The sequence below is a fragment of the Undibacterium sp. TC4M20W genome (assembly GCF_049340245.1).
Classification (GTDB): Bacteria; Pseudomonadota; Gammaproteobacteria; order Burkholderiales; family Burkholderiaceae_D; genus Undibacterium.
Genome location: NZ_JBMPPI010000007.1, coordinates 177,047 through 199,990 on the forward strand (window position 1 = coordinate 177,047; position 22,944 = coordinate 199,990).

The 22,944-nt window shown below is 49.0% G+C and carries 21 protein-coding genes and 1 pseudogene; 11 read left to right on the forward strand and 11 right to left on the reverse strand.

All coding sequences use genetic code 11. The features are described 5' to 3' along the window. Positions 1 to 29 precede the first annotated feature (29 nt). Together purL and ACO0LL_RS11940 are read left to right on the forward strand one after the other, a co-directional pair. A complete protein-coding gene (purL, locus tag ACO0LL_RS11935) occupies positions 30 to 4,025 on the forward strand; it encodes a phosphoribosylformylglycinamidine synthase (protein ID WP_422951082.1) in 3,996 nt (1,331 codons plus the stop codon). A gap of 164 nt (positions 4,026 to 4,189) precedes the next feature. Continuing rightward, positions 4,190 to 4,930 (forward strand): substrate-binding periplasmic protein, encoded by a 741-nt coding sequence (locus ACO0LL_RS11940; RefSeq protein ID WP_422951083.1) that lies wholly within the window; start codon positions 4,190 to 4,192, stop codon positions 4,928 to 4,930. A gap of 70 nt (positions 4,931 to 5,000) precedes the next feature. Here ACO0LL_RS11940 and ACO0LL_RS11945 read toward each other — a convergent pair whose 3' ends face one another. The 8 genes from ACO0LL_RS11945 to ACO0LL_RS11980 all read right to left on the reverse strand — a co-directional run bounded on the left by ACO0LL_RS11945 (position 5,001) and on the right by ACO0LL_RS11980 (position 12,120). Continuing rightward, a complete protein-coding gene (locus tag ACO0LL_RS11945) occupies positions 5,001 to 5,798 on the reverse strand; it encodes a peptidyl-prolyl cis-trans isomerase (protein ID WP_422951084.1) in 798 nt (265 codons plus the stop codon). Positions 5,799 to 5,848: 50 nt separating this feature from the next. After that, positions 5,849 to 6,121, reverse strand: a complete 273-nt coding sequence (locus ACO0LL_RS11950; protein WP_422951085.1) for a BolA family protein — start codon at positions 6,119 to 6,121, stop codon at positions 5,849 to 5,851. Further along, complete coding sequence (locus tag ACO0LL_RS11955; protein ID WP_422951086.1) at positions 6,118 to 6,741, reverse strand: septation protein A; 624 nt, start codon at positions 6,739 to 6,741, stop codon at positions 6,118 to 6,120. Before ACO0LL_RS11955 ends, ACO0LL_RS11950 begins: the two co-directional genes overlap by 4 nt. A 38-nt stretch (positions 6,742 to 6,779) precedes the next feature. After that, positions 6,780 to 7,175, reverse strand: a complete 396-nt coding sequence (msrB, locus tag ACO0LL_RS11960; RefSeq protein WP_422951087.1) for a peptide-methionine (R)-S-oxide reductase MsrB — start codon at positions 7,173 to 7,175, stop codon at positions 6,780 to 6,782. Between the two features lie 37 nt (positions 7,176 to 7,212). Continuing rightward, entirely contained in the window at positions 7,213 to 8,691 is a 1,479-nt protein-coding gene (locus ACO0LL_RS11965; protein ID WP_422951088.1) for a protein adenylyltransferase SelO, read from the reverse strand. A gap of 88 nt (positions 8,692 to 8,779) precedes the next feature. Further along, a complete protein-coding gene (locus ACO0LL_RS11970) occupies positions 8,780 to 10,636 on the reverse strand; it encodes a chemotaxis protein CheA (RefSeq protein ID WP_422951089.1) in 1,857 nt (618 codons plus the stop codon). After that, complete coding sequence (locus ACO0LL_RS11975) at positions 10,636 to 11,385, reverse strand: protein phosphatase CheZ (protein ID WP_422951090.1); 750 nt, start codon at positions 11,383 to 11,385, stop codon at positions 10,636 to 10,638. Before ACO0LL_RS11975 ends, ACO0LL_RS11970 begins: the two co-directional genes overlap by 1 nt. A 255-nt stretch (positions 11,386 to 11,640) precedes the next feature. Continuing rightward, a complete protein-coding gene (locus ACO0LL_RS11980; RefSeq protein WP_422951091.1) occupies positions 11,641 to 12,120 on the reverse strand; it encodes a putative toxin-antitoxin system toxin component, PIN family in 480 nt (159 codons plus the stop codon). 22 nt (positions 12,121 to 12,142) lie between these two features. Here ACO0LL_RS11980 and yaaA point away from each other — a divergent pair, with 22 nt between their 5' ends. Beyond that, entirely contained in the window at positions 12,143 to 12,919 is a 777-nt protein-coding gene (gene yaaA, locus ACO0LL_RS11985; protein WP_422951092.1) for a peroxide stress protein YaaA, read from the forward strand. 89 nt (positions 12,920 to 13,008) lie between these two features. On the opposite strand, the gene ACO0LL_RS11990 is transcribed toward yaaA, so the two are convergent. Continuing rightward, the gene (locus ACO0LL_RS11990; protein WP_422951093.1) at positions 13,009 to 13,812 is read right to left on the reverse strand and encodes an outer membrane protein assembly factor BamD; all 804 of its coding nucleotides are present in this window, start codon (positions 13,810 to 13,812) and stop codon (positions 13,009 to 13,011) included. 43 nt (positions 13,813 to 13,855) lie between these two features. Between ACO0LL_RS11990 and ACO0LL_RS11995 the strand changes: the two genes are divergently transcribed. Together ACO0LL_RS11995 and pgeF are read left to right on the forward strand one after the other, a co-directional pair. Next, positions 13,856 to 14,896 carry an RluA family pseudouridine synthase gene (locus tag ACO0LL_RS11995; RefSeq protein WP_422951094.1) on the forward strand — a complete coding sequence of 347 codons (1,041 nt, stop codon included), beginning with the start codon at positions 13,856 to 13,858 and terminating at the stop codon, positions 14,894 to 14,896. Then, on the forward strand, positions 14,893 to 15,702 hold the full coding sequence (gene pgeF / locus ACO0LL_RS12000) for a peptidoglycan editing factor PgeF (protein WP_422951095.1): 810 nt from the start codon (positions 14,893 to 14,895) through the stop codon (positions 15,700 to 15,702). The genes ACO0LL_RS11995 and pgeF overlap by 4 nt, the downstream gene beginning before the upstream one ends. An 11-nt stretch (positions 15,703 to 15,713) precedes the next feature. On the opposite strand, the gene ACO0LL_RS12005 is transcribed toward pgeF, so the two are convergent. Next, a complete protein-coding gene (locus ACO0LL_RS12005) occupies positions 15,714 to 15,995 on the reverse strand; it encodes a hypothetical protein (protein WP_422951096.1) in 282 nt (93 codons plus the stop codon). Between the two features lie 159 nt (positions 15,996 to 16,154). Here ACO0LL_RS12005 and phaC point away from each other — a divergent pair, with 159 nt between their 5' ends. From phaC to ACO0LL_RS12035, 6 genes are all read left to right on the forward strand, one after another. Beyond that, positions 16,155 to 17,873 (forward strand): class I poly(R)-hydroxyalkanoic acid synthase, encoded by a 1,719-nt coding sequence (phaC, locus tag ACO0LL_RS12010; protein WP_422951097.1) that lies wholly within the window; start codon positions 16,155 to 16,157, stop codon positions 17,871 to 17,873. A gap of 43 nt (positions 17,874 to 17,916) precedes the next feature. Beyond that, complete coding sequence (locus ACO0LL_RS12015) at positions 17,917 to 18,657, forward strand: 3-ketoacyl-ACP reductase (protein WP_110253708.1); 741 nt, start codon at positions 17,917 to 17,919, stop codon at positions 18,655 to 18,657. Positions 18,658 to 19,122: 465 nt separating this feature from the next. Continuing rightward, positions 19,123 to 19,680, forward strand: a complete 558-nt coding sequence (gene phaR, locus ACO0LL_RS12020; protein ID WP_422951098.1) for a polyhydroxyalkanoate synthesis repressor PhaR — start codon at positions 19,123 to 19,125, stop codon at positions 19,678 to 19,680. A 154-nt stretch (positions 19,681 to 19,834) separates the two neighbouring features. Next, entirely contained in the window at positions 19,835 to 21,217 is a 1,383-nt protein-coding gene (gene rimO, locus ACO0LL_RS12025) for a 30S ribosomal protein S12 methylthiotransferase RimO (RefSeq protein ID WP_422951099.1), read from the forward strand. Further along, the gene (locus ACO0LL_RS12030; RefSeq protein WP_422951100.1) at positions 21,217 to 21,705 is read left to right on the forward strand and encodes a hypothetical protein; all 489 of its coding nucleotides are present in this window, start codon (positions 21,217 to 21,219) and stop codon (positions 21,703 to 21,705) included. The genes rimO and ACO0LL_RS12030 overlap by 1 nt, the downstream gene beginning before the upstream one ends. 158 nt (positions 21,706 to 21,863) lie before the next feature. Next, complete coding sequence (locus tag ACO0LL_RS12035) at positions 21,864 to 22,808, forward strand: alpha/beta hydrolase family protein (RefSeq protein ID WP_422951101.1); 945 nt, start codon at positions 21,864 to 21,866, stop codon at positions 22,806 to 22,808. Positions 22,809 to 22,823: 15 nt separating this feature from the next. Here the strand turns inward: ACO0LL_RS12035 and ACO0LL_RS12040 are convergent. After that, positions 22,824 to 22,944, reverse strand: a pseudogene (locus ACO0LL_RS12040) (IS701 family transposase); the annotation flags it as partial.

The following is a 22,944-nucleotide window of genomic DNA, read 5'->3' on the forward strand; positions in this document are numbered from 1 at the left end:
TGTACTGTGCCTCAACTACCTCGCTCACCATGTTGATATTGCCAGGCTCCAACGCCCTGTCTGCTTTTCGTACCTCCGGTCTTCTCTCTCGTTTGCAAGCTGTCGATGCCAATATCGTTGGCGTCAGCGGCCGCTATGTTCATTTTGTCGATACGGCATCTGAACTGGTCAAGGAAGACGCTGACCGCCTGAATGCTCTGTTGGTGTATGGCGATGCCTTTGCTGCCAGCAGCGACGGTGATGTGTTTGTCGTGATCCCGCGTTTTGGCACGATCTCGCCATGGGCCAGCAAGGCTACAGACATCGTCCATAATTGCGGCATGACACATATCCATCGTCTGGAACGCGGCATTATCTATTATGTGCAAGTCAAGACAGGTTTGCTGGGCGGCGCTAAAAAACTTGCTGATGGCAGCCGTGAACAGGTGGCAGCGCTCTTGCATGACCGTATGACAGAAATGGTGCTGGCCGATGCACAGCAAGCCCAGGCACTATTCTCTGAATTGGTCGCTAAAGAACTGGAACATGTTGATGTACTCCAAGGTGGCAAGGCTGCACTGCTGCAGGCGAACACCGAACTCGGTCTGGCCTTGTCAGATGACGAGATCGATTACCTGGTCGATGCCTTTACCACTGCCAAGCGTAATCCGACTGATGTTGAGCTCATGATGTTTGCCCAGGCAAACAGCGAACATTGCCGTCACAAGATTTTCAATGCAGACTGGACTATCGATGGTCAGAAACAGGATAAATCCCTGTTCCAGATGATCAAGAATACCCATGAGTTGCAACCCAAAGGCACTATTGTTGCCTACAGCGACAATTCTTCCATCATGGAAGGTGCAGTCGTCAATCGTTTCTTCCCTTCAGGTAAAGACCAGGTGTACAAGGTCATAGAAGAACTGACGCACACCTTGATGAAGGTGGAAACGCATAATCACCCGACCGCCATTTCTCCATTTCCAGGCGCTTCTACCGGCGCTGGTGGCGAAATTCGCGATGAAGGTGCGACAGGCCGTGGTGCCCGTCCAAAAGCTGGTCTGACAGGTTTTACTGTCTCCAATCTGATGCTGCCAGGGGCACGCCAGGCCTGGGAAAACGCTGGCGACAGCCTGACTGCAAAAGCCGATGCGAATGCCTACGGCAAGCCAGACCGCATCGCCTCACCGCTGCAAATCATGATAGAAGGCCCTTTGGGTGGTGCTGCTTTCAATAATGAATTCGGTCGTCCGGTTCTGGGTGGTTACTTCCGTACCTTCGAACAAAATGTTGGCGGCACTGTCTATGGCTATCACAAGCCCATCATGATCGCCGGTGGCATAGGTAATATCTCTGACAGGCACACCAAAAAGAATGATCTGCCTGTGGGCACGCTGTTGATACAACTGGGTGGCCCAGGCATGCGCATAGGCATGGGTGGTAGTGCTGCTTCTTCGATGGCGACAGGTACCAACACTGCCGATCTGGATTTTGATTCCGTACAGCGTGGCAACCCTGAGATGGAACGACGTGCGCAAGAGGTCATTAATTCCTGCTGGCAGTTGGGTGACGATAATCCTGTCCTGTCCATCCATGACGTCGGTGCCGGTGGTTTGTCGAATGCTTTCCCTGAAATTACCAATGATGCCAAGCGCGGCGCGCTGTTTGATTTGCGTAAAGTACCGCTGGAAGAAAGCGGCATGGCGCCGAAAGAAATCTGGAGTAATGAATCGCAGGAGCGTTATGTCCTGGGCATAGCACCAGAAAGCCTGGAACTGTTCCGTCATTTCTGTGAACGTGAGCGTTGTCCGTTTGCCGTAGTTGGTACTGCGACTGAAGAACGTCAATTGCGCGTCATCGATCCGCTGAACGACACTTCGCCAGTCGATATGCCCATGAATGTCTTGCTGGGCAAACCGCCAAAAATGCACAGAGATGTTAGCCATGTCAGCAATGATTTCCCGAAAATCGATCTGACTGGTATCGATCTGCAAGTTGCCGCTGAGCGCGTATTAAGCCTGCCTACGGTTGCTGACAAATCCTTCCTGATCACCATTGGTGACCGCACGGTTGGCGCAACATCAGTGCGTGACCAGATGGTAGGGCCATGGCAGGTGCCGGTAGCTGATTGCGCCGTGACCACCATGAGTCTGGAAGGCTATCTGGGTGAAGCCATGTCCATGGGCGAGCGTACTCCGCTGGCCGTGATTGATGCTGCTGCGTCGGGCCGTATGGCCGTCGGTGAAGCCATCACCAACATCGCTGCTGCACCGATCAAAGATATTTCGGATATCAAACTGTCAGCCAACTGGATGGCAGCCTGTGGCCAGCCTGGTCAGGATGCGGCCTTGTTTGATACGGTCAAAGCGGTTGGTATGGAATTGTGCCCGGCGCTGGGTATCAGCATCCCGGTGGGTAAAGACTCTTTGTCCATGCGTACAACCTGGAAGGATGAAGGCCAAAGCAAGGCGGTGACTTCACCAGTATCTTTGATTATTTCTGCCTTCTCGCCAGTCTATGATGTACGCAAGTCACTGACGCCGCAAATCCGCCTGGACCAGGGCGATACCAGTCTGATCCTGATCGATCTGGGTCGTGGCAAAAATCGTTTGGGCGCATCCTGCTTCGCACAAGTCATGCAGCAGTTGGGTAACGATGCGCCCGACGTCGATAGTGCAGAAGATCTGAAGGCTTTCTTCGCTGCTATCCAGCAGTTGAATAGTGAAGACAAACTGCTGGCTTACCATGACCGCTCTGACGGCGGCCTGTATGCCAGCCTGTGTGAAATGGCCTTCGCTGGTCGTGCTGGCTTGTCTGTTAATCTCGATATCCTGACCATGGATAGCGAGCATGCGGCAGACCAGGGTGATGCCAAGAACTGGGCCAGCCAGATATCTGAGCGTCGCAACGATATGACCTTGCGCGCCTTGTTCAATGAAGAGTTGGGTGCCGTGATACAAGTGCGTACTGAACAGCGTTCAGAAGTCATGGATGTCTTGCGCAGCTTTAATCTGGGTGCTTGCAGTCATATCATAGGCAAGCCAAACAATAGTGGCATCATCGAATTTACCCGCGATGCCAAGCAAATTTATAATCAGCCAAGAACTGCATTGCACCAGTTATGGAGCAAAACCAGCTGGCAAATCGCTCGCTTGCGCGACAACCCTGCAGGTGCTGATGCAGAATATGCACGCATCGTTGATGCCAATGATCCAGGCATGCAGCCTAAACTGAGTTTCGATCCGCAGCAAGATGTGGCTGCGCCATTCATTGCTACTGGCGCACGTCCCAAGGTCGCCATCTTGCGTGAGCAGGGCGTGAACTCGCATATAGAAACCGCTTATGTCATGCACAAATCCGGTTTCGAAGCTGTAGATGTGCACATGAGTGACCTGATAGCTGGTCGTGCAAAACTGGCTGACTTCAAGGGCTTGATCGCCGTTGGTGGTTTCTCTTATGGTGACGTACTGGGGGCAGGTGAGGGCTGGGCTAAAACGATCTTGTTCAATGCCATGATGTCTGATCAATTCTCGCAATTCTTCCATCGCGACGACACCTTTGGTCTGGGTATCTGTAATGGCTGCCAGATGATGAGTAATTTGAAATCCATTATCCCTGGAGCGCAGGCATGGCCTAAATTCACGAAGAACAAGTCTGAGCAATTTGAAGGCCGTTTTGCCATGGTGGAAGTGGCCGAGTCTGCATCCATCTTCTTCCAGGGTATGGCAGGTACGCAAACTCCTATCGCCATCGCTCATGGCGAAGGTTTTGCTGACTTCTCAACCACCGGTGATATTGCGGAGGCGCAGGTGGCCATGCGCTTTATCAATAATGCGGGCCTGGCGACAGAAGCTTATCCCTATAACCCGAATGGTTCGCCACAAGGTATTACCTCGGTTACCAATGAAGATGGCCGCTTTACCGTGTTGATGCCACACGCTGAGCGTGTATTCCGTTCAGTCTTGCATTCATGGCATCCAGATGGCTGGGGTGAAGATTCTCCGTGGATGCGTATGTTCCGCAATGCGCGCGTTTTTGTAGGTTGATCTCTGCTGCAGACAATATAAGGGGCGAAATCATGAAAATGGTTTCGCCCGTTTTATTTGGTCTATGCTTTATGAAGATGATTTACATTTTGAGTATGGAATAAAGCGTCTGGAAGGCACAGCTTTCCTTATAATGAATCGCCAGGGAAACTTTCTCTAGATAAATGCGATACTTATTATTCTTTGCTTTGTTGCTTAACTTGCATGATGTCCGTGCAGCTGATACCGTGCGTGCGTGTGGCGGTGATAGTAATTGGCCGCCCATGTCTTATGTGAAGGCTGCCGGATCGCCAGTAGAAGGTTTGTCAGCCGAGGTTTTGCGAAACATCTTTATTGATCCCAGAATAGAACTAAGGCCATGGGCACGTTGTCTGGCTGAGGTGCAGGCACGTGCAGGTTTTGATGTTGTCATGTCGGTATTCAGGAACCCCGAACGTGAAAAAATTTATCTGTTTTCCCGTAGTTATCACAGCCTGACACCTTCCTATTTGTATTCAGCAAAGCGCTTTCCACAACCACCATTGCAAGTCCTTAGTGATTTGGAGAAATATAAGGTTTGCTCTTTGCATGGTTCATCAACTTTTTATACGCGTTTGCCAGCCTCTGCCATAGAGAGTGGTGCAACCAGTTATACCAGTCTCATGCGCAAGATTGAGCGGGGGCATTGCGATATTGTGGTGGATATGCAAGAAGTGTTATGGGGCTTTGCCCGTCTGAGTCTTTTGCCTCTGGACATGAGTACATACAAGATACAGAGCTTGCCGCAGACTGAAAAATACCCTCTGCATTTTGGTGTCAGCAAGGAACATCCCCAGGCTGCACAAATCATAGATCAGCTTGACAAAGGCTTGGCGGAGTTGCAGCGGAATGGCAAATTGAACAGCATTATCAATAAATACCAGTAAATATGAATAATTAAGTGCTGGAAAACAAAAGAGGCGCAATGCGCCTCTTTTGTTTTAAAACCTCATCACCTTATGGGGCGATTTTGGCCTTTTTGATCAGGGTCTGCTGATATGCTTGCAGACGTTGCTGAGAAATACCATTTACAAAATCACGTTTCACTTCTTCAAGTGTAGGGAATTTTGCAGTACGCGTATCATCCAGCTTGACGATGTGGAACTTGTCTTTACCTTGAGCATCAGTCATTTTTACAGGTGTTTCTGTAAATTGACCTTTTTGCAGCTTGGTCAATGCCTGAGCGAATGCTGGCGGCCAGTTGCTTGGTACGGACCAATCCAGATCGCCACCTTTGGATGCATTGCCAGGATCTTTGGAGACTTGTTTTGCCAGCTCTTCAAATTTGGCGCCACCTTTTAATTTGGAGATTGTGGCTTTTGCTTCATCTTCTGTATCAAGAACGATGTTGAACAGGTGATATTCTTTGTCACCTGCCTGAGCTTTTTGCTTGTCGTATTCTGCTTGAACTTCAGCATCAGTGACAGGATTCTTTTTCAGGTAATCAAACATCATTGCGCGAACCAGGATGGTTTGACGTGCTTGTTCGATAGCTTGCTTTACATCGGCATTTTTTGCCAGTCCTGACTTTTCGGCCTCTTGTATCAAGACTTCATTGACGATCAGGTCTTGCTTGATCTGTGCGCGCAGCTGAGGAGTATCCTGCTGCTGGCCTTGCGTTACCGCTTGTTTTACTAATGCTTCAAGTTGGCTGGCTGGAATAGCCTTGCCATTAACTGTAGCTACGTTCTGAGCCATTGCAGGCAGGGCAGTTGCAAGAAGTACTACCAGCAAATGAGCAGGTTTAAAAGTCATTGTCTGTTCCTAAATAACAAAATAAATAAAACGGATTATAAATAAACTGCTTAGGTCGGTATCTCTGACGGACTTAATGCCACGATATTGAGGGCATGAATTTCCGTTTGCATCATAACGCCAACGGCATCATACACTAGTCGATGGCGAGAAATGCGGTTTAATCCTTCAAATTGCTGACAAACTATTCTTACACTGTAATGACCTGCGCCACCAGCCGCGCCGGCATGACCCCGATGAGCCTCGGAGTCATCTGTTAACTGACAGTCAACTGGCTGCAAGGTTTCATTCAGACGGGCTAATATTTTCTCCGTGCGCGTCATTGTGCAGGTTCTTCCATGTATTTAGCCAGAAACAGACTCTGGATAATGATAAATGCTGGCATGATGGCAACAACGGCCAGGAGTTTGAAATTAGCCCAGGTATCCGTGGAGAAATTAAATGCCACATACAGGTTAACGAAACCCATGAGCAAGAAATACGCCATCCATGCATAGCTAAGTCGTGTCCAGATATGCTCTGGCAACTTGATTTGCTCACCCATCGCCAATTGAATCAAGTTACTCTTGAATACAAACTGTGCCAAGGCAAATGCACCGCAGTAGCACCAATAAAGTACAGTTGGCTTCCACTTGATAAAAGCTTCGTTTTGGAAATACAAGGTGGCACCACCAAACACCATGATAATGATGAATGAAATCCATAGCATGGCATCCACTTTCTTGCGACGTATTAGCAGATAACCTATCTGAAATACTGACGCGACCAAGGTAATTGCTGTAGCCAACAAAATAGGGGCCAGTTCAGCAGTGGTTGCACCGCCAGACACTATGCCGGAAAAATAGTCGGAGACGATGGATTGTGCAGCACTTGCATTTTTCTCACCCCATTTAAGGGTGAGAAAAAACAAAACTACCGGAAACATATCAAAAAGAAATTTCATTTACAAACAATCAGTTTTTACGGGATCAAATTACAGGATCAAACTACAGGATCAAACTTCAAGGAGGCTGAATTGATGCAATAGCGCAACCTTGTAGGTGGTGGCCCGTCAGGAAATACATGGCCCAGATGAGCGTCGCAGATATTACACAAAATCTCAGTGCGCGTCATGCCATGAGATGTATCAACTTTTTCACGTACATAGGCTGGATTTAATGCCCTGAAGTAGCTTGGCCAGCCGCAACCGGAGTCAAATTTGGCATCGGAGGCAAACAAAGGCGTGTTGCAACAGACGCAGGTATAGATGCCGGCTTCGTGGTGGTCCCAGAATTTGCCGGTAAAAGCGCGCTCAGTGGCTGCGTGCCTGGTGACTTCATACTCCATGGAGCTCAGCTGCGCTTTCCATTCGGCATCTGACTTGACGATTTTACTCATGATTTCCTCTTCACTTCTGCTTTGTTTTTGCTCTATATCAGGATGAACAACTGACTTCCAGATGCTTTGCCCAGTCTGGCGGCAAGCTTGCATAGTCGTCGTGTTCCTCTTGTTCGTCATAGGGATTTTCCAGAATGCTCAAAAGTTTCCTGACTTCTGAAAAATCCTTCTGTTGTGCTTTTTCTATAGCCTGCTGGGCAAGATAATTTCTTAAAATATATTTTGGATTGACTGACTGCATACTGGTTTGACGTGTCTGTTCATCACTTTGTTCCATTGCCAGACGCGCCCGGTAATTCAGTAGCCATGTGTCCAGACTATCCCTGTCCAGAAACAAATCACGTAGCAGCTCATCATTGGTCGATTTCTGGTTCGAAAGCTTACTCAAATGGCGGAAACTCAGGGTGAAGTCAGCATGATTACTTTGTAACAAAGTGAAAAAGCCTGCGAACAAGTCAAGATCAGCCTCGTGATCTGTCTTCAGGCCAAATTTTTGATGCATGAGTTCTGACCATTTTTGTCGATAAACGGCAGGATAATGACTGAGTGCTGCATTGGTGTCATCGACACTGCCTATCAGCGGCGATAAAGCTTGTGCCAAAGCCTGGCAATTCCAGTTGCCTATGGCTGGCTGCATGCGGTAAGAATAACGACCTTGCTGGTCAGTATGATTGCAGATATGTTTTTCATCATAAGCTTCCATGAAGCCGAACGGGCCATAGTCCAGCGTCTGGCCGATGATGGACATATTGTCGGTATTCATGACGCCATGCATGAAGCCCACAGCCTGCCATTGCGCCATGAGTTCTGCCGTACGCGTGGTGACGGTGGCCAGTAGCGACTGGTAAGGATTGTTTTCTGTCTGCAGTTCTGGGTAAGAATGCTGGATGACATAATCAGCCAGTTGTCGCAAATCATCCATCCTGTCGTTGTAATACCAATGCTCAAACGAGCCAAAGCGTACAAAGCTCGGTGCTACGCGGGCGACAACAGCGCTGGTTTCTGGTGTTTCGCGAAAAACCATCTGGTCTGAGCCTATGACACACAGCGCACGCGAAGTGGGTATGTTCAATGCTGCCATCGCTTCAGAGCATAAAAATTCACGAATGGAAGAGCGTAATACCGCACGCCCATCACCCATGCGTGAATATGGCGTCATGCCTGCACCTTTGAGCTGGATTTCCAGATGTTGGCCAGCATGCGATATACCACCAAGCAATAAGGCGCGGCCATCACCCAATTGACCGGCCCAAACACCAAACTGATGGCCTGAATATACCGCTGCCAGCGGTTTGCTGCCAGGAAGAACCTGGTTGCCTGAAAAGTAATTCAAAAATTCTGGAGAGTTAAGACTTACCTGATCCAGGTTCAATTGCGCGGCAACTTCATCGCTGGCCGCGACCAGATAGGGTTTATCTATAGGGCTGGCTGAAAGCTGGGTATAAAAATACCGGGGAAGTTCTGCAAACTTATTCTCCAGCATCAAATCTTGTGGAGAGAGTGGGGGAGTGTTCATGAGGTGCCGCGCGGCTATAAAAAGAATAAACGCATTTTGACAGATTTGGTCAAAATGCGTTTATCACTTGCTTGCTCTTGATACGGGATCAGGCGGTAATGCGTTCCCTGGTCTTGCAGCCATCAATCAGGAAGGACAAGCTGATCACCAGTACCAGTTCACCTTCAGCAGAGCGGGCAGTACCCGTAATGCCTGGTGTGCTGATACAGGTCAGCGGTTTAATGACCAGATCGGCAGTGCCATCAACCGCATCGACAGACAAGATGTAAGGGCTGGGGGCTGCTATGACGATACCAACTCTTTCTGACGCTGGTGTGTAGCCCAATATCTTGCCCAGAGACTTGACTGGTAAAGGCCGGCCAAGATCACGCAAAACAGGTTGGCCACCGACGCTTTCAAAGGTTTCTGGTAATTCAACCACACGCTGTACGGTTGCCATAGGCAAAGCCAGTGAGGCACCATCGGTACGAACCAGCATGGTTGGTACGATGGACAACTCAATTGGCAAACGGATCAGGAAGGTTGTACCTGTTCCCAACTGAGAGGCGATGCGTATTGCGCCGCGATGGCGTTCCACCGCAGTTTTTACCACGTCCATGCCAACGCCACGACCAGATACGCTGGAGGCAACTTCTTTAGTAGAAAAACCTGGTAAAAATACGAGCTGGAAAGCCTCGTCGTCTGTACGGGCATCGTGCGCATTGATCAAACCCTTGGAGACAGCTTTATCGCGCAGTCTTTGTGCATCCATGCCTTTGCCGTCATCCGTCACTTCTATCATGACGCTGCTGGCTTCCTGCCATGCTTTCAATGAAATCGTGGCGCGGGGTGATTTATTGGCATTGATGCGCTCTTCAGCGGTTTCTATACCGTGATCAAGCGCGTTGCGCAACATGTGGACCAACGGGTCATACAGGCTATCCACGACCACGCGATCGACTTCAGTCTCAGCACCGGCAATGTTCAAATCAACTTCTTTGCCAAGGTCACGTGCCAGTTCCCTGATCAGTCGCGGGAATTTCTGGAACAAACGTCCCACAGGCTGCATGCGGGTTGCCAGCGTGGCACGTTGCAACTCGGTTGAGTAACGGGATGCGCGTGTCAGGGTTTCAGTCAGGGCAGACATCAATGGTGCGGCCTGTCCGTCAAACTTGAATTGCGACAGTTTTTCAAGTAATACGGCTGCCTGGTTGGCTGCCTGTACAGATTCACCTGCAACTTCAAGCAAGACATTCAACTTGACGGCGTCTATGCGTATGCTTTCTTCTTTTGCAGGAGCGTTTTGCTTGACCTCGGCACCTGACAACGAGGATTTGACAGCTTCAGTTTCCTCTCTCTGCGCCGGTGCCGTTGCATGCACTTCCTCTTCTGCTTCGGCTACTGTTTCGGCTTCAGCCTCAGCCTCTGGTAAGGTGCCCGGCGGCGTCACAGCGCGGAAATAGGCTTCCCAGTCAAGTTCACCGTCATTCTCTTTTTTCGCCGCAGGTGGCGCAGCCTTTTCTACGGGCTTGGGCGCTTCTGCAGGTTTGGCTTTCGCCGCTGCCGGTTTTTTACTGACGCCTTTCATTTCTATGGCGTCAGTCAGCATTTTTTCCAGCGACTTGGGCATGGTAGAGAGCTTGTCCGGCTCTGTGCCATTATTGAGCGCAGTTAACTGATCTGCGACAAAGCCGCTCGCCTCAAGCGCTGCTTCTATCGCTTCCGGCGTGACAGGAACTTGTCCCGTGCGCAGGGCGTCGAAGAGGTTTTCGGTTAAATGGCAGGCCGATACCATGGCGCTCAAGTTCATGAAGCCAGCGCCACCCTTAATGGTATGAAAGGACCTGAATACCGCATTCAGCGTATTCATGTCGCCGGGATTGCGCTCGAGCGAAAGCAGATGTTCTTCTACATTGGTCGCCAGATCGAGCGCTTCGACGACAAATTCTTTGAGCATGTCATCCATTAGAAACCCAGACTATCAAGTAGGTTATCTACATCATCCTGTTCCAACGCTGCGTTCGGGACGGAAGGGCCTTCCATCAATTCTACTGCTTTTTCTTTCAGGTCAGAGGGGGCATTGTCTAGCAGGATTTGCGCCAGCTCATGTTCTACCCGCTTGTTGATGCCGACTACTTTCTTGATCAGTTGACCAGTCAGATCCTGGAAGTCCTGTGCCATCATGATGTCCAGCAGACGCGCTTTTTCAGCGTCTGTGGCAGTCAGCACATTATTGGCAAAAGCTTTGGAATCTTTTGCCAGGGACTTGAATTCATCCACACTGAGTTTGCCGTCAAACAAGTCTGTCCAGCGTGCATCCATTGATTTGGCTTTTTTGGCCAGCTCGTCCTGCTCAGGCATGCCCAGGTCTGTCGCGTTCAAGACTTTGTTGGCAGCCTGTTCAGTCAGGGTCGCGACATATTCCAGTCTGCCCTGGGCATCGGCAATTTGCTCCGCCACATCTGACAATGAACGGTCATAACCCAGCTCCCGCATGGAGTCATGCAGCATTCTGACGAGGCCACCTAGCCGGTCAAAAATGGGTTTGGCGGCATTTTCATCGTCGCTGTGAAAATTGAACTTGGCAGGAGTCGGCTCAAGCTGGTCAGGCTCGCTGCCAGAAGGCGGGGAAGAGGGGGACTCTACATTGGTTTCCAGGCGCTGGTTGGCCATTTCTTCAAACAATGCGTCCAGATCATCTGCTGAATCGGTCATAGTCCTTGGTTCTCCATAATCGCATTGATCATTGTGTAAAGCTTCACAAATGTCACGGTGTGTCAGCGAGAGTATGCAGAAATGCTCTGAGTATTACTGCCATTCAGATACCACGTTTCCGCATGGACTCCGGTTTTTTCCTGATTTATTTTGCTTGAATCAGGGGGTAATTTTTATCCATGAACAAGACTGCTTTTTGCTCATGTTCATAGTAGCAGGACATTACCGAAGAATAACCCAGAGTAATAAAATTTGTCATTCTTTTGTTACGCCCGATGCAGTTTTGTCACATTCTTTTACGTAAGTTCGCAAAAAATGTTCTGGCGTCTCTATTCTGAACATGCCAGCCTGCTTCATTTTTCTGGCGAGCTTAAGCAAAGCCTTGTCTTTGGTGATCAACACTTCAGCTTTTGCGTCACGTGCAATCTCCAGGAATTTCTGATCATCCTTGTCGCTGCACACGGGGAGTTTGTAGCCAGTATCAGCCGGAGCCAGGCATTGGATGTGGGCATCAAACAGCGCGGTCACTGTTTCTGCACTTTCGTGTCTGGCTGCAAGATGAGGGTAGCTGAGTACTGCCAGCCATTCATCGCGGCAATCTGTGCGAGTTAATGCTTGCAGCTGACCATTGCCGAGGTCATCAAGCAAGACTGACCATCGGGGATCTTTGAATACAAATAAGTCCAGGCACACATTCGTGTCAAGAATTACGCGCTTAGGTATGATGTCGGTCATTTTTGTCTATTAAGTTCAATTTATGCTTATTGTATTATCTCCAGCCAAAAGTCTGGATTTTGAAACACCCGTAAAGACCAGGACGATGACTACACCTCATTTTCTTGCCGAGGCAGAGGAATTGATAGAGGTAGTCAGAACATATAGTGCCGATCAGTTGGGCAGTTTGATGGATATTTCCCAGGCACTCGCGCAATTGAATGTACAACGTTTTTCTGACTGGATGCCGCAGCCGGCGGCGCGTCATAGTAAACAAGCGGTATTTGCATTCAATGGCGATGTCTATGAAGGGCTGGATGTCGCCAGCCTGACGTCTTCACAACTGAAATATCTGCAAAATCATCTGCGTATTCTGTCTGGTTTATATGGGTTACTGCGTCCGCTTGATGCCTTGCAGGCATACAGATTGGAAATGGGAACGGCACTTGCCAATCAGCGTGGTAAAAATCTGTATAGCTTTTGGGGTGACAAAATCAGTTTACTGTTAAGTGATGCAATTCAGCAACACAAATCACAAATCCTGGTGAATTTGGCATCGGATGAATACTTCAAGGCAGTACGGCCAGCGGTGTTGGGGGCAACTGTGATTTCACCGGTCTTTCAGGACTGGAAGAATGGCAAATACAAAATCATTTCTTTTTATGCCAAACGCGCCAGGGGACTGATGGCCAGATACAGTGCACAGCACGGCATACGCAAAGCAAATGACTTGAAAGCCTTTGCTGAAGAGGGGTATGCCTACTGCGAAGAGGAGTCGACCAGCACTAACTGGGTATTCAGGCGGAAAATGGAAGATTGATGTCCGAATTGTGGCATGAATACTGATCTAATAAATCAGGGCACAAACTTGTGCCCTGATTTTGCATCATAGAGGAGCCAATTGCATTTTTACCAGAATTTCCACCATGCATCGCGCTTACCGGCTTTGCCTGTCAGGTAATCACTTTTTGGGTAGTTCTGCAGGAAGACGCGGTTTGCATCGTCTCGCAGTTCTGTCATGCCCATCGCATCGTAGGAGCGTATCAAAATGAACATCGCTTCTTCAATGGATGGCGCATCCGGGTATTCCTTGATGGCAGACTGGGCACGGTTGGCTGAAGCCAGGTAGGCGCCACGGCGCAGGTAATAACGTGCAACGTGTACGTCATATTGCGCGAGTGCATTCACCAGATATTTCATGCGCAGGATCGCGTCTGGCGTATACTTGCTATCTGGGAACTGGATTGCCAGTTGCTTGAAAGCATCAAAGGAATCGCGAGAGGCTTTAGGGTCGCGTTCGGTGATATCCTGATTGGCCAGGAAATTGAGCAAGCCGACCTGGTCGTTGAAGTTGATCACGCCGCGCAAATAATACATGTAATCTACATGGCTATGATTTGGGTGCAGCTTGATAAAGCGTTCAACCGCGGCCAGTGCTTGTGCCTGATCACCTTGTTTGTAATAAGCGTAGGCAGTTTCCATCTGCGCTTGTTGTGCGTAAGTACCGAAAGGGAAGCGTGATTCCAGTTTTTCAAAGTACTGAATTGCCTTTTCATAACCCCCGCTGGACATTTCGTCTTTAGCTTCAGCGTATAATTTTGATGCTGACCAGGTTTTGGTCTCATCGCCTTTTTCACCAAACACCCCGCAGCCGCTTAAACTTAAGGACGCGGCAACAGCCAGAACCAGCAATTTCAAAGATTTAATGTGCATAAATTTGTGCGTGAGCATGAAAACAATTTACGGATTATAGCCGATGGCAAAAAATGTGAAACAAACTACTACAGTGATTTTGTCAGATTCCGACCTGGACACTGAATTGGAAGGGCTGAACGATACCACCGAAGTGGACGAAGATTTTGCCCTTGTAGTAGAAAATATAGAATTAAAGCTCACTTCGGATGCTTGTGGTGAGCGTTTGGACAAGACTTTGTCCAAACTGGTTCCACAATATTCAAGAAGCCGCATCCAACAGTGGATAGAAGACGGTTTCGTCAGTGTTGATGGCAAGCCAGGTCGTGGCAAGATGACCATGCTCGGTGATGAAAAAATCATTATTGAGCCACAAGCTGCTCCTGATGAAGGCGCTTATGCGCCGGAAGACATTCCTTTGAACGTGGTGTATGAAGATGACGACATCCTGGTCATCAACAAACCGGCTGATATGGTGGTGCACCCGGCAGCGGGTAACTGGTCAGGCACTTTGCTCAATGGCCTGCTGTATCGCTGGCCAGCTTTGCTGGGTGTGCCACGTGCTGGCATCGTCCACAGACTCGATAAAGATACTTCTGGCCTGATGGTGGTCGCCAAAACCCTGATTGCCCATACTGAACTGGTGCGTCAGCTGCAGGACAGGACAGTCAAGCGTGAATATAATGCGCTGGTATGGGGTACACCTAATTTGTCAGGCACAGTCGATGCGCCGATGGCCAGACATCCGCGTGACCGTATCAAGATGGCGGTTTCCCAAAGTATGCTTGCCAAACCTGCTGTTACGCATTTCCAGCGCGTGGGCGCTGGCATGCTGGAAAAATTCCCTGTCAGCCTGGTTGCCTGCCAATTGGAAACTGGCCGTACTCATCAGATACGCGTACACATGCTGTCGCTGGGCTTTCCTCTGGTGGGGGATCCCTTATATGGCAAACAGCATCTGGCACGTTTCTTTCACCGTCAGGCGTTGCAGGCACGTAAACTTGGCCTGACACACCCGACCACGGGTGAGCATGTGGAATGGGAAATCCCCCTGGCTGATGATTTTGCAGCATTACTTCAGCAGGCTGGCATACAGACTGTATGAAACCAGACAGCAAGAACTTGGCTGATCTTGCTCCTTTCCCGGTAGTGCTGCCCAACTGGCAGCACGCGCCCGCAAACGTGCGGGCGTTTACCACTACCCGTCATGGCGGGTTCAGTCTTGGTTCTTATGGAGATGCGAGCGGCAGCGCTGGCCTCAATCTTGGCGACCATGTCAACGACAATCTCATCGCAGTAAAACAGAATCGGGATAAATTAAATCGCCAATTGCCTTCGGATGTCATATTCTTATCACAAGTGCATGGCAATATAATACTGAATGCGGCTGACCTCATTGTTGGCAATGCCAATATTGGTGATGCTGTCTTCAGTACGCAAGCAGGCCAGGTCTGCGCCGTGCTGACTGCGGATTGTTTGCCAGTTTTGTTTACTGATGTCGCCGGTAAGGTTGTTGCGGCTGCCCATGCGGGCTGGCGTGGGTTGGCAGGGGGAGTGCTGCAAAATACCGTGTTAGCGATGAGGGACAAGGGCGCGCAAGAAATTATTCCGTGGTTTGGTCCGGCTATCGGGCCGCAAGAGTTTGAAGTAGGGCGTGATGTACTTGATGCTTTTGCTGCACAGATTCCTGATGCGCGGGCTTATTTCAAAGTACAAGCCAGGCAGGATGGTACAGAAAAATATCTGGCTGATCTTTACGGGCTGGCAAGAAAATTGCTAAATGACATCGGTCTTGACCAGGTTTTTGGCGGAGACCATTGTACGGTGACCGAAGTGGCGGAGTTCTATTCATACCGCCGTGACGGTGTCAGCGGAAGAATGGCTAGCCTGATCTGGATAGCGCCCGATTGAAGCTGCTTGATTTAATCTGCTTTCGTCTCGGCTGCTTGATGTTTGGGATGTGCTTCATGTGCTTCACATGCTTTAAGGTCGTCTGAAACTGTTGGAGTTGCAGATTGTTTTTGCAGTGCAGCTTGTTTTTCCAGTCGTTCACGCTTGCGCTGTGGTGTACGCATCAGGTATAAAACTATTGTTAAAGGAAAAACGCAATACAAGAGGAAAGTCATGATGCCTGCGATGACGGAGTGTTCTGTGATCGACATCATCAGTACGACGTAAATCCAGGCGATTGCAACGATATGCATAAGAACCTATTACTTATTATTGTGAATGCTTGATGCTCGCATCCATGGTGAGAATTGAATAGTGAGAACGATATTGTAGCTCGGCATTGCAGCTTATTTAATCAGGGAAAGAAAGCTTAAAATTATTTCTAAACGATACGCGAAAATCAGGAGGCACGCATGAAGACTTTCGATCCTCAAGCTATGTACTCCGAGTGGATGTCACAGCTAGTGAATCAAGACAAATGGCAGGAGTGGATGAAACCTGCCGCAACAATGAACCCCATGCCCGCAGCAGATATGCTGAAGGACTTGGGGGCGCAGATAGATCCTGCCACCATGACGCGCTTGCAAACGGAGTATATGCAAGAGTTTGGTAAGCTATGGCAAGACTTTGCTGTATCCAAAATCCCTGATCTGAAAGACAGGCGTTTCTCAGCCCCAGACTGGCACAACCATGCCATGCACTCTTATAGTGCGGCATCTTATTTGTTGAATGCACGTTTTTTGATGGCCATGGCAGAGTCTGTGCAGGCCCCAATCAAGACAAAACAGAAAATCGGTTTTGCAGTGCAGCAAATGATAGATGCGATGTCGCCGGCCAATTTTCTGGTCACTAATCCCGAAGCGCAAAGCAAGCTGATCGAGAGCAAAGGCGAAAGTCTTGCCAAGGGTATTACTCAAATGCTGGCCGATATGCAAAAAGGCCGCATTTCCCAGACAGATGAATCCGCCTTCGAAGTTGGCAAAAATGTCGCAACATCAGCCGGTACCGTGGTGTATGAAAACCATCTGTTCCAGCTCATTCAGTATCAGCCTACCACCAAGACAGTTCATCAGCGTCCCTTGTTGATGGTGCCGCCTTGCATCAATAAATTTTATATCCTTGATTTGCAGCCTGAGAATTCGGTCGTACGTTATGCGGTTGATCAGGGGCATACAGTGTTCCTGGTGTCATGGGCAAATCCGGATGAAAGCATGGCCGAAGTCAGCTGGAATGACTATATCGAAGACGGTGCCATACAAGCCATCAAGGTCGCACAAAAGATCAGCAAGCAAGACAAGATCAATGCATTTGGCTTTTGCGTAGGCGGGACCATTATCTCTACGGCCTTGTCAGTGCTTGCAGCACGTGGCGAACATCCTGCCAGCAGCCTGACCTTGCTGACTACCTTGCTCGACTTTACACAGACGGGTGTGCTGGATGTGTTTGTCGATGAAATGCAAGTCAAGATGCGCGAGCAAACCATAGGTCGTCGTGGCATCTTGCCGGGCAAAGACCTGGCCAGCACCTTCTCCAGCCTGAGGGCAAATGACCTGGTCTGGAATTATGTACAGTCAAATTACCTCAAGGGCGAAGCACCGCCACCGTTTGATCTCTTGTACTGGAATGCCGATAGCACTAATTTGCCAGGCCCGATGTTTTGTTGGTATTTGCGTAATACCTACCTGGAAAACAAACTCAAACAGCCCGGTGCATTGACAGTCGCAGGCAGCAAGGTCGATCTGGGCAAAATCGATGCACCTTGCTTTGTCTATGGCTCCAGGGAAGATCACATTGTTCCATGGCAGGCAGCATTTGCTTCTACGGCTTTGCTCAATCCACGCCATAAAGACCGTAATCGTTTTGTGCTGGGTGCATCGGGCCATATCGCTGGCGTGGTTAATCCTCCAGCCAAGAAGAAGAGAAGTTATTGGACCAATGAGCAAGCTGGCCTGGATGCAGAAAGCTGGTTTGCCGGTGCCACAGAACACCCAGGTAGTTGGTGGCCAGAATGGTCGGCCTTTTTGAGTGAGCATGGCGGCAAGATGGTGAAAGTGCCGGCCACGCCTGGAAACGCAGAATTTCCTGCAATTGAAGCCGCACCCGGACGGTATGTGAAGGTAAGGGCAGTTTGAGGGTTTGTTGTTAAGTAATTAAAATTCAATGAGGAGAACAAGTATGTCAAAACGTGTTGCTTATGTTACTGGTGGTATGGGTGGTATTGGAACTCCAATTTGCAGGCGTTTGTGCAAAGATGGTTATACGGTAGTGGCAGGTTGCGGTCCGAATTCAGCCCGCAAGGATAAATGGCTGGCCGATATGCGTGCAGAAGGCCTGGATATTCATGCTTCTGAAGGTAATGTTTCTGATTGGGAATCAACCAAGGCTGCCTTTGAAAAAGTCAGGGCAGAAATTGGTGAGGTCGATGTGCTGGTCAATAATGCCGGTATTACCCGCGATGGCCAGTTCCGCAAGATGAGCAAGGCGGATTGGGATGCTGTCATGGATACCAATTTGAATTCCCTGTTCAACGTCACCAAGCAAGTCATTGATGGCATGGTAGATCGCGGTTGGGGCCGTATTATCAATATTTCTTCTGTGAATGGTCAAAAAGGCCAGTTTGGTCAGACTAACTACTCGACGGCTAAAGCGGGTATCCATGGTTTCTCCATGGCCCTGGCACAGGAAGTAGCGACTAAAGGTGTGACGGTGAATACGGTTTCCCCTGGCTATGTTGGTACAGACATGGTCAAGGCCATCCGCCCTGACGTGTTGGAAAAGATCGTGGCCGGCATCCCTGTCAAACGCCTGGCTGAGCCTGAAGAAATTGCCTCTATTGTTGCCTGGATTGCATCTGATGAAGGTGGTTATGCTACTGGTTCAGACTTTTCCATCAATGGTGGTTTGCATATGGGCTAAGCACCGCCAGCCATCAGAAACTGCCAGGAATTAGAATAAATTTTTTAAATTGGCTTTTTAGCCTCCCTGATTGCTGTCTTTCTTCTGCAGTGCGGTAAAATATGCTCATCAGAGTCGCAAGATTTCGATGGGCATATCTTTTGCTGACTGCAAAATGCAGTGGACTGCAATAGTGAAATCGAGAGTGAAGGACATGTGCCCGGTGTATCAGGGCAAGACGCAAAGCACTGCGATAGCGAGGCTATCGCGAGCATTTGCAACGCGGCCATGATTGTCGCGCACATGGCAGGCACTCCGTTTTTCACTTTTGTAGTCCACTAGGATGCAAATAAAAAAGGGGACAAACATGAAAGCTGTTTTGGCCGTGCCAGAACATTAAATCATGTTTGCGTGAATAGTCTGTGTTACTTTGACGAGAGATCCTCATCAAGTGGCAGGATATCGAAGTGTTTAACTGAGATCTCAATGAATAGCGCAAAAAAATCATCACAGCATCTGATCAAGAAATATCCCAACCGTCGTCTGTACGACACCCAAACCAGCAGCTATATCACGCTGGTAGACGTCAAACAGTTTGTATTGGAAAACGATGATTTCGCCGTAGTTGATGCAAAAACAGGCGAAGATTTGACACGCAGCATATTGTTGCAAATCATTCTGGAAGAAGAAGCGGGCGGTTCGCCGATGTTCTCCAGTGTCGTTTTGTCACAAATCATTCGTTACTATGGCCATGCCATGCAAGGCATGATGGGCAATTATCTGGAAAAAAACGTCCAGGCCTTTATCGATATCCAGAACAAATTGGCCGAAAATTCCAAGGGCATCTATGAAGGCAAGCCCTTCAGCCCTGAAATGTGGACACAGTTCATGAATGTGCAGGGCCCAATGATGCAAGGAATGATGGGCAACTACATAGAACAGAGCAAGAATTTGTTTGTGCAAATGCAAGAACAGATGCAAAGCCAGGCAAAAAACATGTTCAATGTCTTCCCGTTCAATCCGGAAGATGTGAGTAAAAAGTAAATGATCTTCAAGTTGAGTTGGCTCGTATTCTGACTTAAGCCCCTGATTCTTCAGGAAATTATCGCAGATGCGGCAAGTTGGGCTGGCAAAAAGGGTACAATAGCGGATTCGCTTTTGTACCCTTTTTGCTCTTATTTGCTATTAATTGTCCTCTATGTCTATCTCTGAAATTCGTCGTCAAGAAATGCCTGCTACCCACAAGGTGGGATTTGTGTCCCTGGGTTGTCCGAAGGCGCTCGTCGATTCCGAACAAATCCTGACCCAGTTGCGTGCCGAAGGTTACGACACCGCCAAATCCTATGACGGCGCTGATCTGGTCATTGTCAACACCTGTGGCTTCATTGATGCTGCTGTGCAGGAATCGCTGGATGCGATTGGTGAGGCGCTGGCTGAAAATGGCAGGGTCATCGTGACTGGTTGCCTCGGTGCTAAAAAAGATGCTGACGGTAAGGACATGATACAGTCCATACATCCCAAGGTACTGGAAGTAACTGGCCCACACGCAGTCGGTGAAGTCATGGCGGCGGTGCACAAGCATTTGCCCAAGCCACATGAGCCCTTCATGGATCTGGTACCACCACAAGGTGTGAAACTGACGCCCAAGCATTTCGCTTACCTCAAAATCTCTGAAGGCTGTAACCACCGCTGCAGTTTCTGCATCATCCCATCCATGCGTGGCGACCTGGTTTCACGCCCGATTGCTGATGTCATGATGGAAGCAGAAAACCTGTTCAAGGCTGGCGTCAAGGAATTGCTGGTAATTTCTCAGGACACCAGCGCCTATGGCGTGGATGTCAAATTCCGCATGGGCTTCTGGAACGGCAAGCCGGTCAAAACCCATATGACACAACTGGTAGAAGCCTTGGGCGAGCTGGCCAAGCAGCATGATGCCTGGGTACGCCTGCATTATGTTTACCCTTATCCGCATGTCGATCAGATCATTCCTTTCATGAACAACGGCCATGTGCTTCCTTATCTGGACGTGCCTTTGCAACATGCTCACCCTGACGTGTTGAAACGCATGAAGCGTCCGGCAAGTGGTGAGAAAAATATAGAGCGCATCAAGGCCTGGCGTGAAATGTGCCCGGAAATCACGATACGTTCTACTTTCATCGCCGGTTTCCCTGGTGAGACAGAAGAAGAGTTTGAATACCTGCTCGACTTCCTCAAAGAAGCGGAAATTGATCGTCTTGGCTGCTTTGCCTATTCGCCAGTTGAAGGCGCCACCGCCAATGAAATCGCCAATCAGTTGCCAGATGATGTGCGTGAAGACCGCCGTCGTCGCGTCATGGAATTGCAGGAAGGTATATCCAAGAAGCGTCTGCAGGCCAAGATAGGTAAAACCATGCGCGTGCTGATCGATTCTCTCGACCGTAGCGGTGGTGTAGGCCGTAGTTCTGCTGATGCGCCTGAGATTGATGGTGTCGTCTATGTCAAGCCTCCTTTTGAGCCACATCGCAAACTGAAGGTCGGTGAATTCGTCGAAGTAAAAATTACTGCGGCTGATGCCCATGACTTGTGGGGCGAAGCGGTCTGATGAGATTTTTGCGTTTGGTTTTATTGCCGCTGACCCTGTACTCAGAGTTTGCCTCAGGGCTTACGGTCGAGGCTCAGGATAAAACTGAGCTGGCTTCTCCGGCAGCATCGCGTTTTGCTCCCATGACTAATCCTTTTTTTGCCAAAGAAATTGAATTCCAGGGCAAGATGGGCGATGACAAGATACGCATGCACTTGCAACCAAAAACTGAAGACAGAGACAGCGTCGAAGGTTCTTATGTCGTGGCAGGTGGCAAGCGCAATCAAGGCAAGAAGATTTTACTGGCTGGCGAAGTCAGTGGTAATAAACTCAGCATGGAAGAATCTGAAGACGGCGTAGATGTGTCTGGCCAGTGGGATGGCGAACTCAAGGACAATGTCATCCGCGGTATCTGGCAATCAGATGATGGCAAGGTCAGTAAAGAATTCGTACTTGAATTGCTGCCACTTCCAAAAAGTAAAAAAACCAAAGCTGTCTTAACTAAATAAAATAGTCAATACAGCTTTTCATCCAAGGATGCTCGCGCAGGCGCATGTTTTTACGCGTAGGGCAGTTCTTGCCGTTGCCCCGTAATCAGAAATAGCGTGTATTTGAGGCAAATCTCAAATGGTACAATCCAGGCTCTTTCCCCCGGGCCTGGACGATCATGTTTTCAATAAAAAAAGTTTGCGCACTTGCATTGCTGGTAGCATCAATTTCTCAATCAGCATTTGCTGATAATTCACCAAACCCCGCATCTTTTGGTGCATTCCGCAAAGAGTTCAAGACCCAGGTCGGCTATGAAGGCGACCATCGTAGTCCCGTAGGCAGCGCACCGGACAACGTATTTCAATCTGTGCGTTATCAGTCCTCAGTGGGCGCGCTTAGCGCATTGTTGACGCCAGATCCCAAAGACGGGAAAAAACACCCCGCTATTATTTGGATTACTGGTGGTGATAGCAATTCCATTGACGGAGCATCTTTGTCCAGAGTCAAGCCGAGAGCAAATGATCAATCTGCGGCTGCTTATCGAAAAGCAGGTGTCGTGATGATGTTTCCCTCACTGCGCGGTGGCAACGATAATCCGGGCAAGCATGAAGCAAACTTTGGCGAGATTGACGATGTGCTGGCAGCGGCAGATTACCTGGCCCAGCAGCCGTGGATAGATCCTGCGCGCATTTATCTTGGTGGCCATAGCACTGGGGGTACTCTGGTATTGATGGTGGCAGAGGCCAGCAAGCGCTTCAGGGCAGTGTTTTCATTTGGCCCGGTAGCTAATTTGCGAGATTATGGGAATATGATACCTGTCAATTTTGAAAAGTTGAGTTATGCGGAACAACTGGTGCGTGCACCCTACTACTGGTTGCCGTCTGTTCAAAGCCCTGTATTCATTATTGAAGGAGTGGACGGCAATATCGATTCACTCGAGTTCTTGCGAGGTAAATCCCGCAATCCCTATATCAAATTCTTGTCGGTCAAAGGAGCTTCGCATTTTACGATTTTGGCTCCCGCAAACGATCTGATCGCCAGAAAAATTCTGTTGGATGATGGGTCTGTCAGCAACATCAGCCTGACAGAAAGTGAAATGATCAACGAACTTTCAAAGAAATAGTTAACAAGATAGGACTTACGCAAAACGCATAGAAATAGAAGGATTTCTGAGTTGCTGACATAAGTAATGGTCCAAAAGGCCGTGTTTAATGCGATAAGCGGTTTGTTTGGTAGTTCTGGCAATGTCGGTGAGGCGT

Excerpts from the sequence above, each read along its gene's own strand:
- purL (WP_422951082.1), top strand. The coding sequence starts at position 30 with ATGTTGATATTGCCAGGCTCCAACGCCCTGTCTGCTTTTCGTACCTCC.
- ACO0LL_RS11940 (WP_422951083.1), top strand. The coding sequence starts at position 4,190 with ATGCGATACTTATTATTCTTTGCTTTGTTGCTTAACTTGCATGATGTC.
- ACO0LL_RS11945 (WP_422951084.1), bottom strand. The coding sequence starts at position 5,798 with ATGACTTTTAAACCTGCTCATTTGCTGGTAGTACTTCTTGCAACTGCC.
- ACO0LL_RS11950 (WP_422951085.1), bottom strand. The coding sequence starts at position 6,121 with ATGACGCGCACGGAGAAAATATTAGCCCGTCTGAATGAAACCTTGCAG.
- ACO0LL_RS11955 (WP_422951086.1), bottom strand. The coding sequence starts at position 6,741 with ATGAAATTTCTTTTTGATATGTTTCCGGTAGTTTTGTTTTTTCTCACC.
- msrB (WP_422951087.1), bottom strand. The coding sequence starts at position 7,175 with ATGAGTAAAATCGTCAAGTCAGATGCCGAATGGAAAGCGCAGCTGAGC.
- ACO0LL_RS11965 (WP_422951088.1), bottom strand. The coding sequence starts at position 8,691 with ATGAACACTCCCCCACTCTCTCCACAAGATTTGATGCTGGAGAATAAG.
- ACO0LL_RS11970 (WP_422951089.1), bottom strand. The coding sequence starts at position 10,636 with ATGGATGACATGCTCAAAGAATTTGTCGTCGAAGCGCTCGATCTGGCG.
- ACO0LL_RS11975 (WP_422951090.1), bottom strand. The coding sequence starts at position 11,385 with ATGACCGATTCAGCAGATGATCTGGACGCATTGTTTGAAGAAATGGCC.
- ACO0LL_RS11980 (WP_422951091.1), bottom strand. The coding sequence starts at position 12,120 with ATGACCGACATCATACCTAAGCGCGTAATTCTTGACACGAATGTGTGC.
- yaaA (WP_422951092.1), top strand. The coding sequence starts at position 12,143 with ATGCTTATTGTATTATCTCCAGCCAAAAGTCTGGATTTTGAAACACCC.
- ACO0LL_RS11990 (WP_422951093.1), bottom strand. The coding sequence starts at position 13,812 with ATGCACATTAAATCTTTGAAATTGCTGGTTCTGGCTGTTGCCGCGTCC.
- ACO0LL_RS11995 (WP_422951094.1), top strand. The coding sequence starts at position 13,856 with ATGGCAAAAAATGTGAAACAAACTACTACAGTGATTTTGTCAGATTCC.
- pgeF (WP_422951095.1), top strand. The coding sequence starts at position 14,893 with ATGAAACCAGACAGCAAGAACTTGGCTGATCTTGCTCCTTTCCCGGTA.
- ACO0LL_RS12005 (WP_422951096.1), bottom strand. The coding sequence starts at position 15,995 with ATGCATATCGTTGCAATCGCCTGGATTTACGTCGTACTGATGATGTCG.
- phaC (WP_422951097.1), top strand. The coding sequence starts at position 16,155 with ATGAAGACTTTCGATCCTCAAGCTATGTACTCCGAGTGGATGTCACAG.
- ACO0LL_RS12015 (WP_110253708.1), top strand. The coding sequence starts at position 17,917 with ATGTCAAAACGTGTTGCTTATGTTACTGGTGGTATGGGTGGTATTGGA.
- phaR (WP_422951098.1), top strand. The coding sequence starts at position 19,123 with ATGAATAGCGCAAAAAAATCATCACAGCATCTGATCAAGAAATATCCC.
- rimO (WP_422951099.1), top strand. The coding sequence starts at position 19,835 with ATGTCTATCTCTGAAATTCGTCGTCAAGAAATGCCTGCTACCCACAAG.
- ACO0LL_RS12030 (WP_422951100.1), top strand. The coding sequence starts at position 21,217 with ATGAGATTTTTGCGTTTGGTTTTATTGCCGCTGACCCTGTACTCAGAG.
- ACO0LL_RS12035 (WP_422951101.1), top strand. The coding sequence starts at position 21,864 with ATGTTTTCAATAAAAAAAGTTTGCGCACTTGCATTGCTGGTAGCATCA.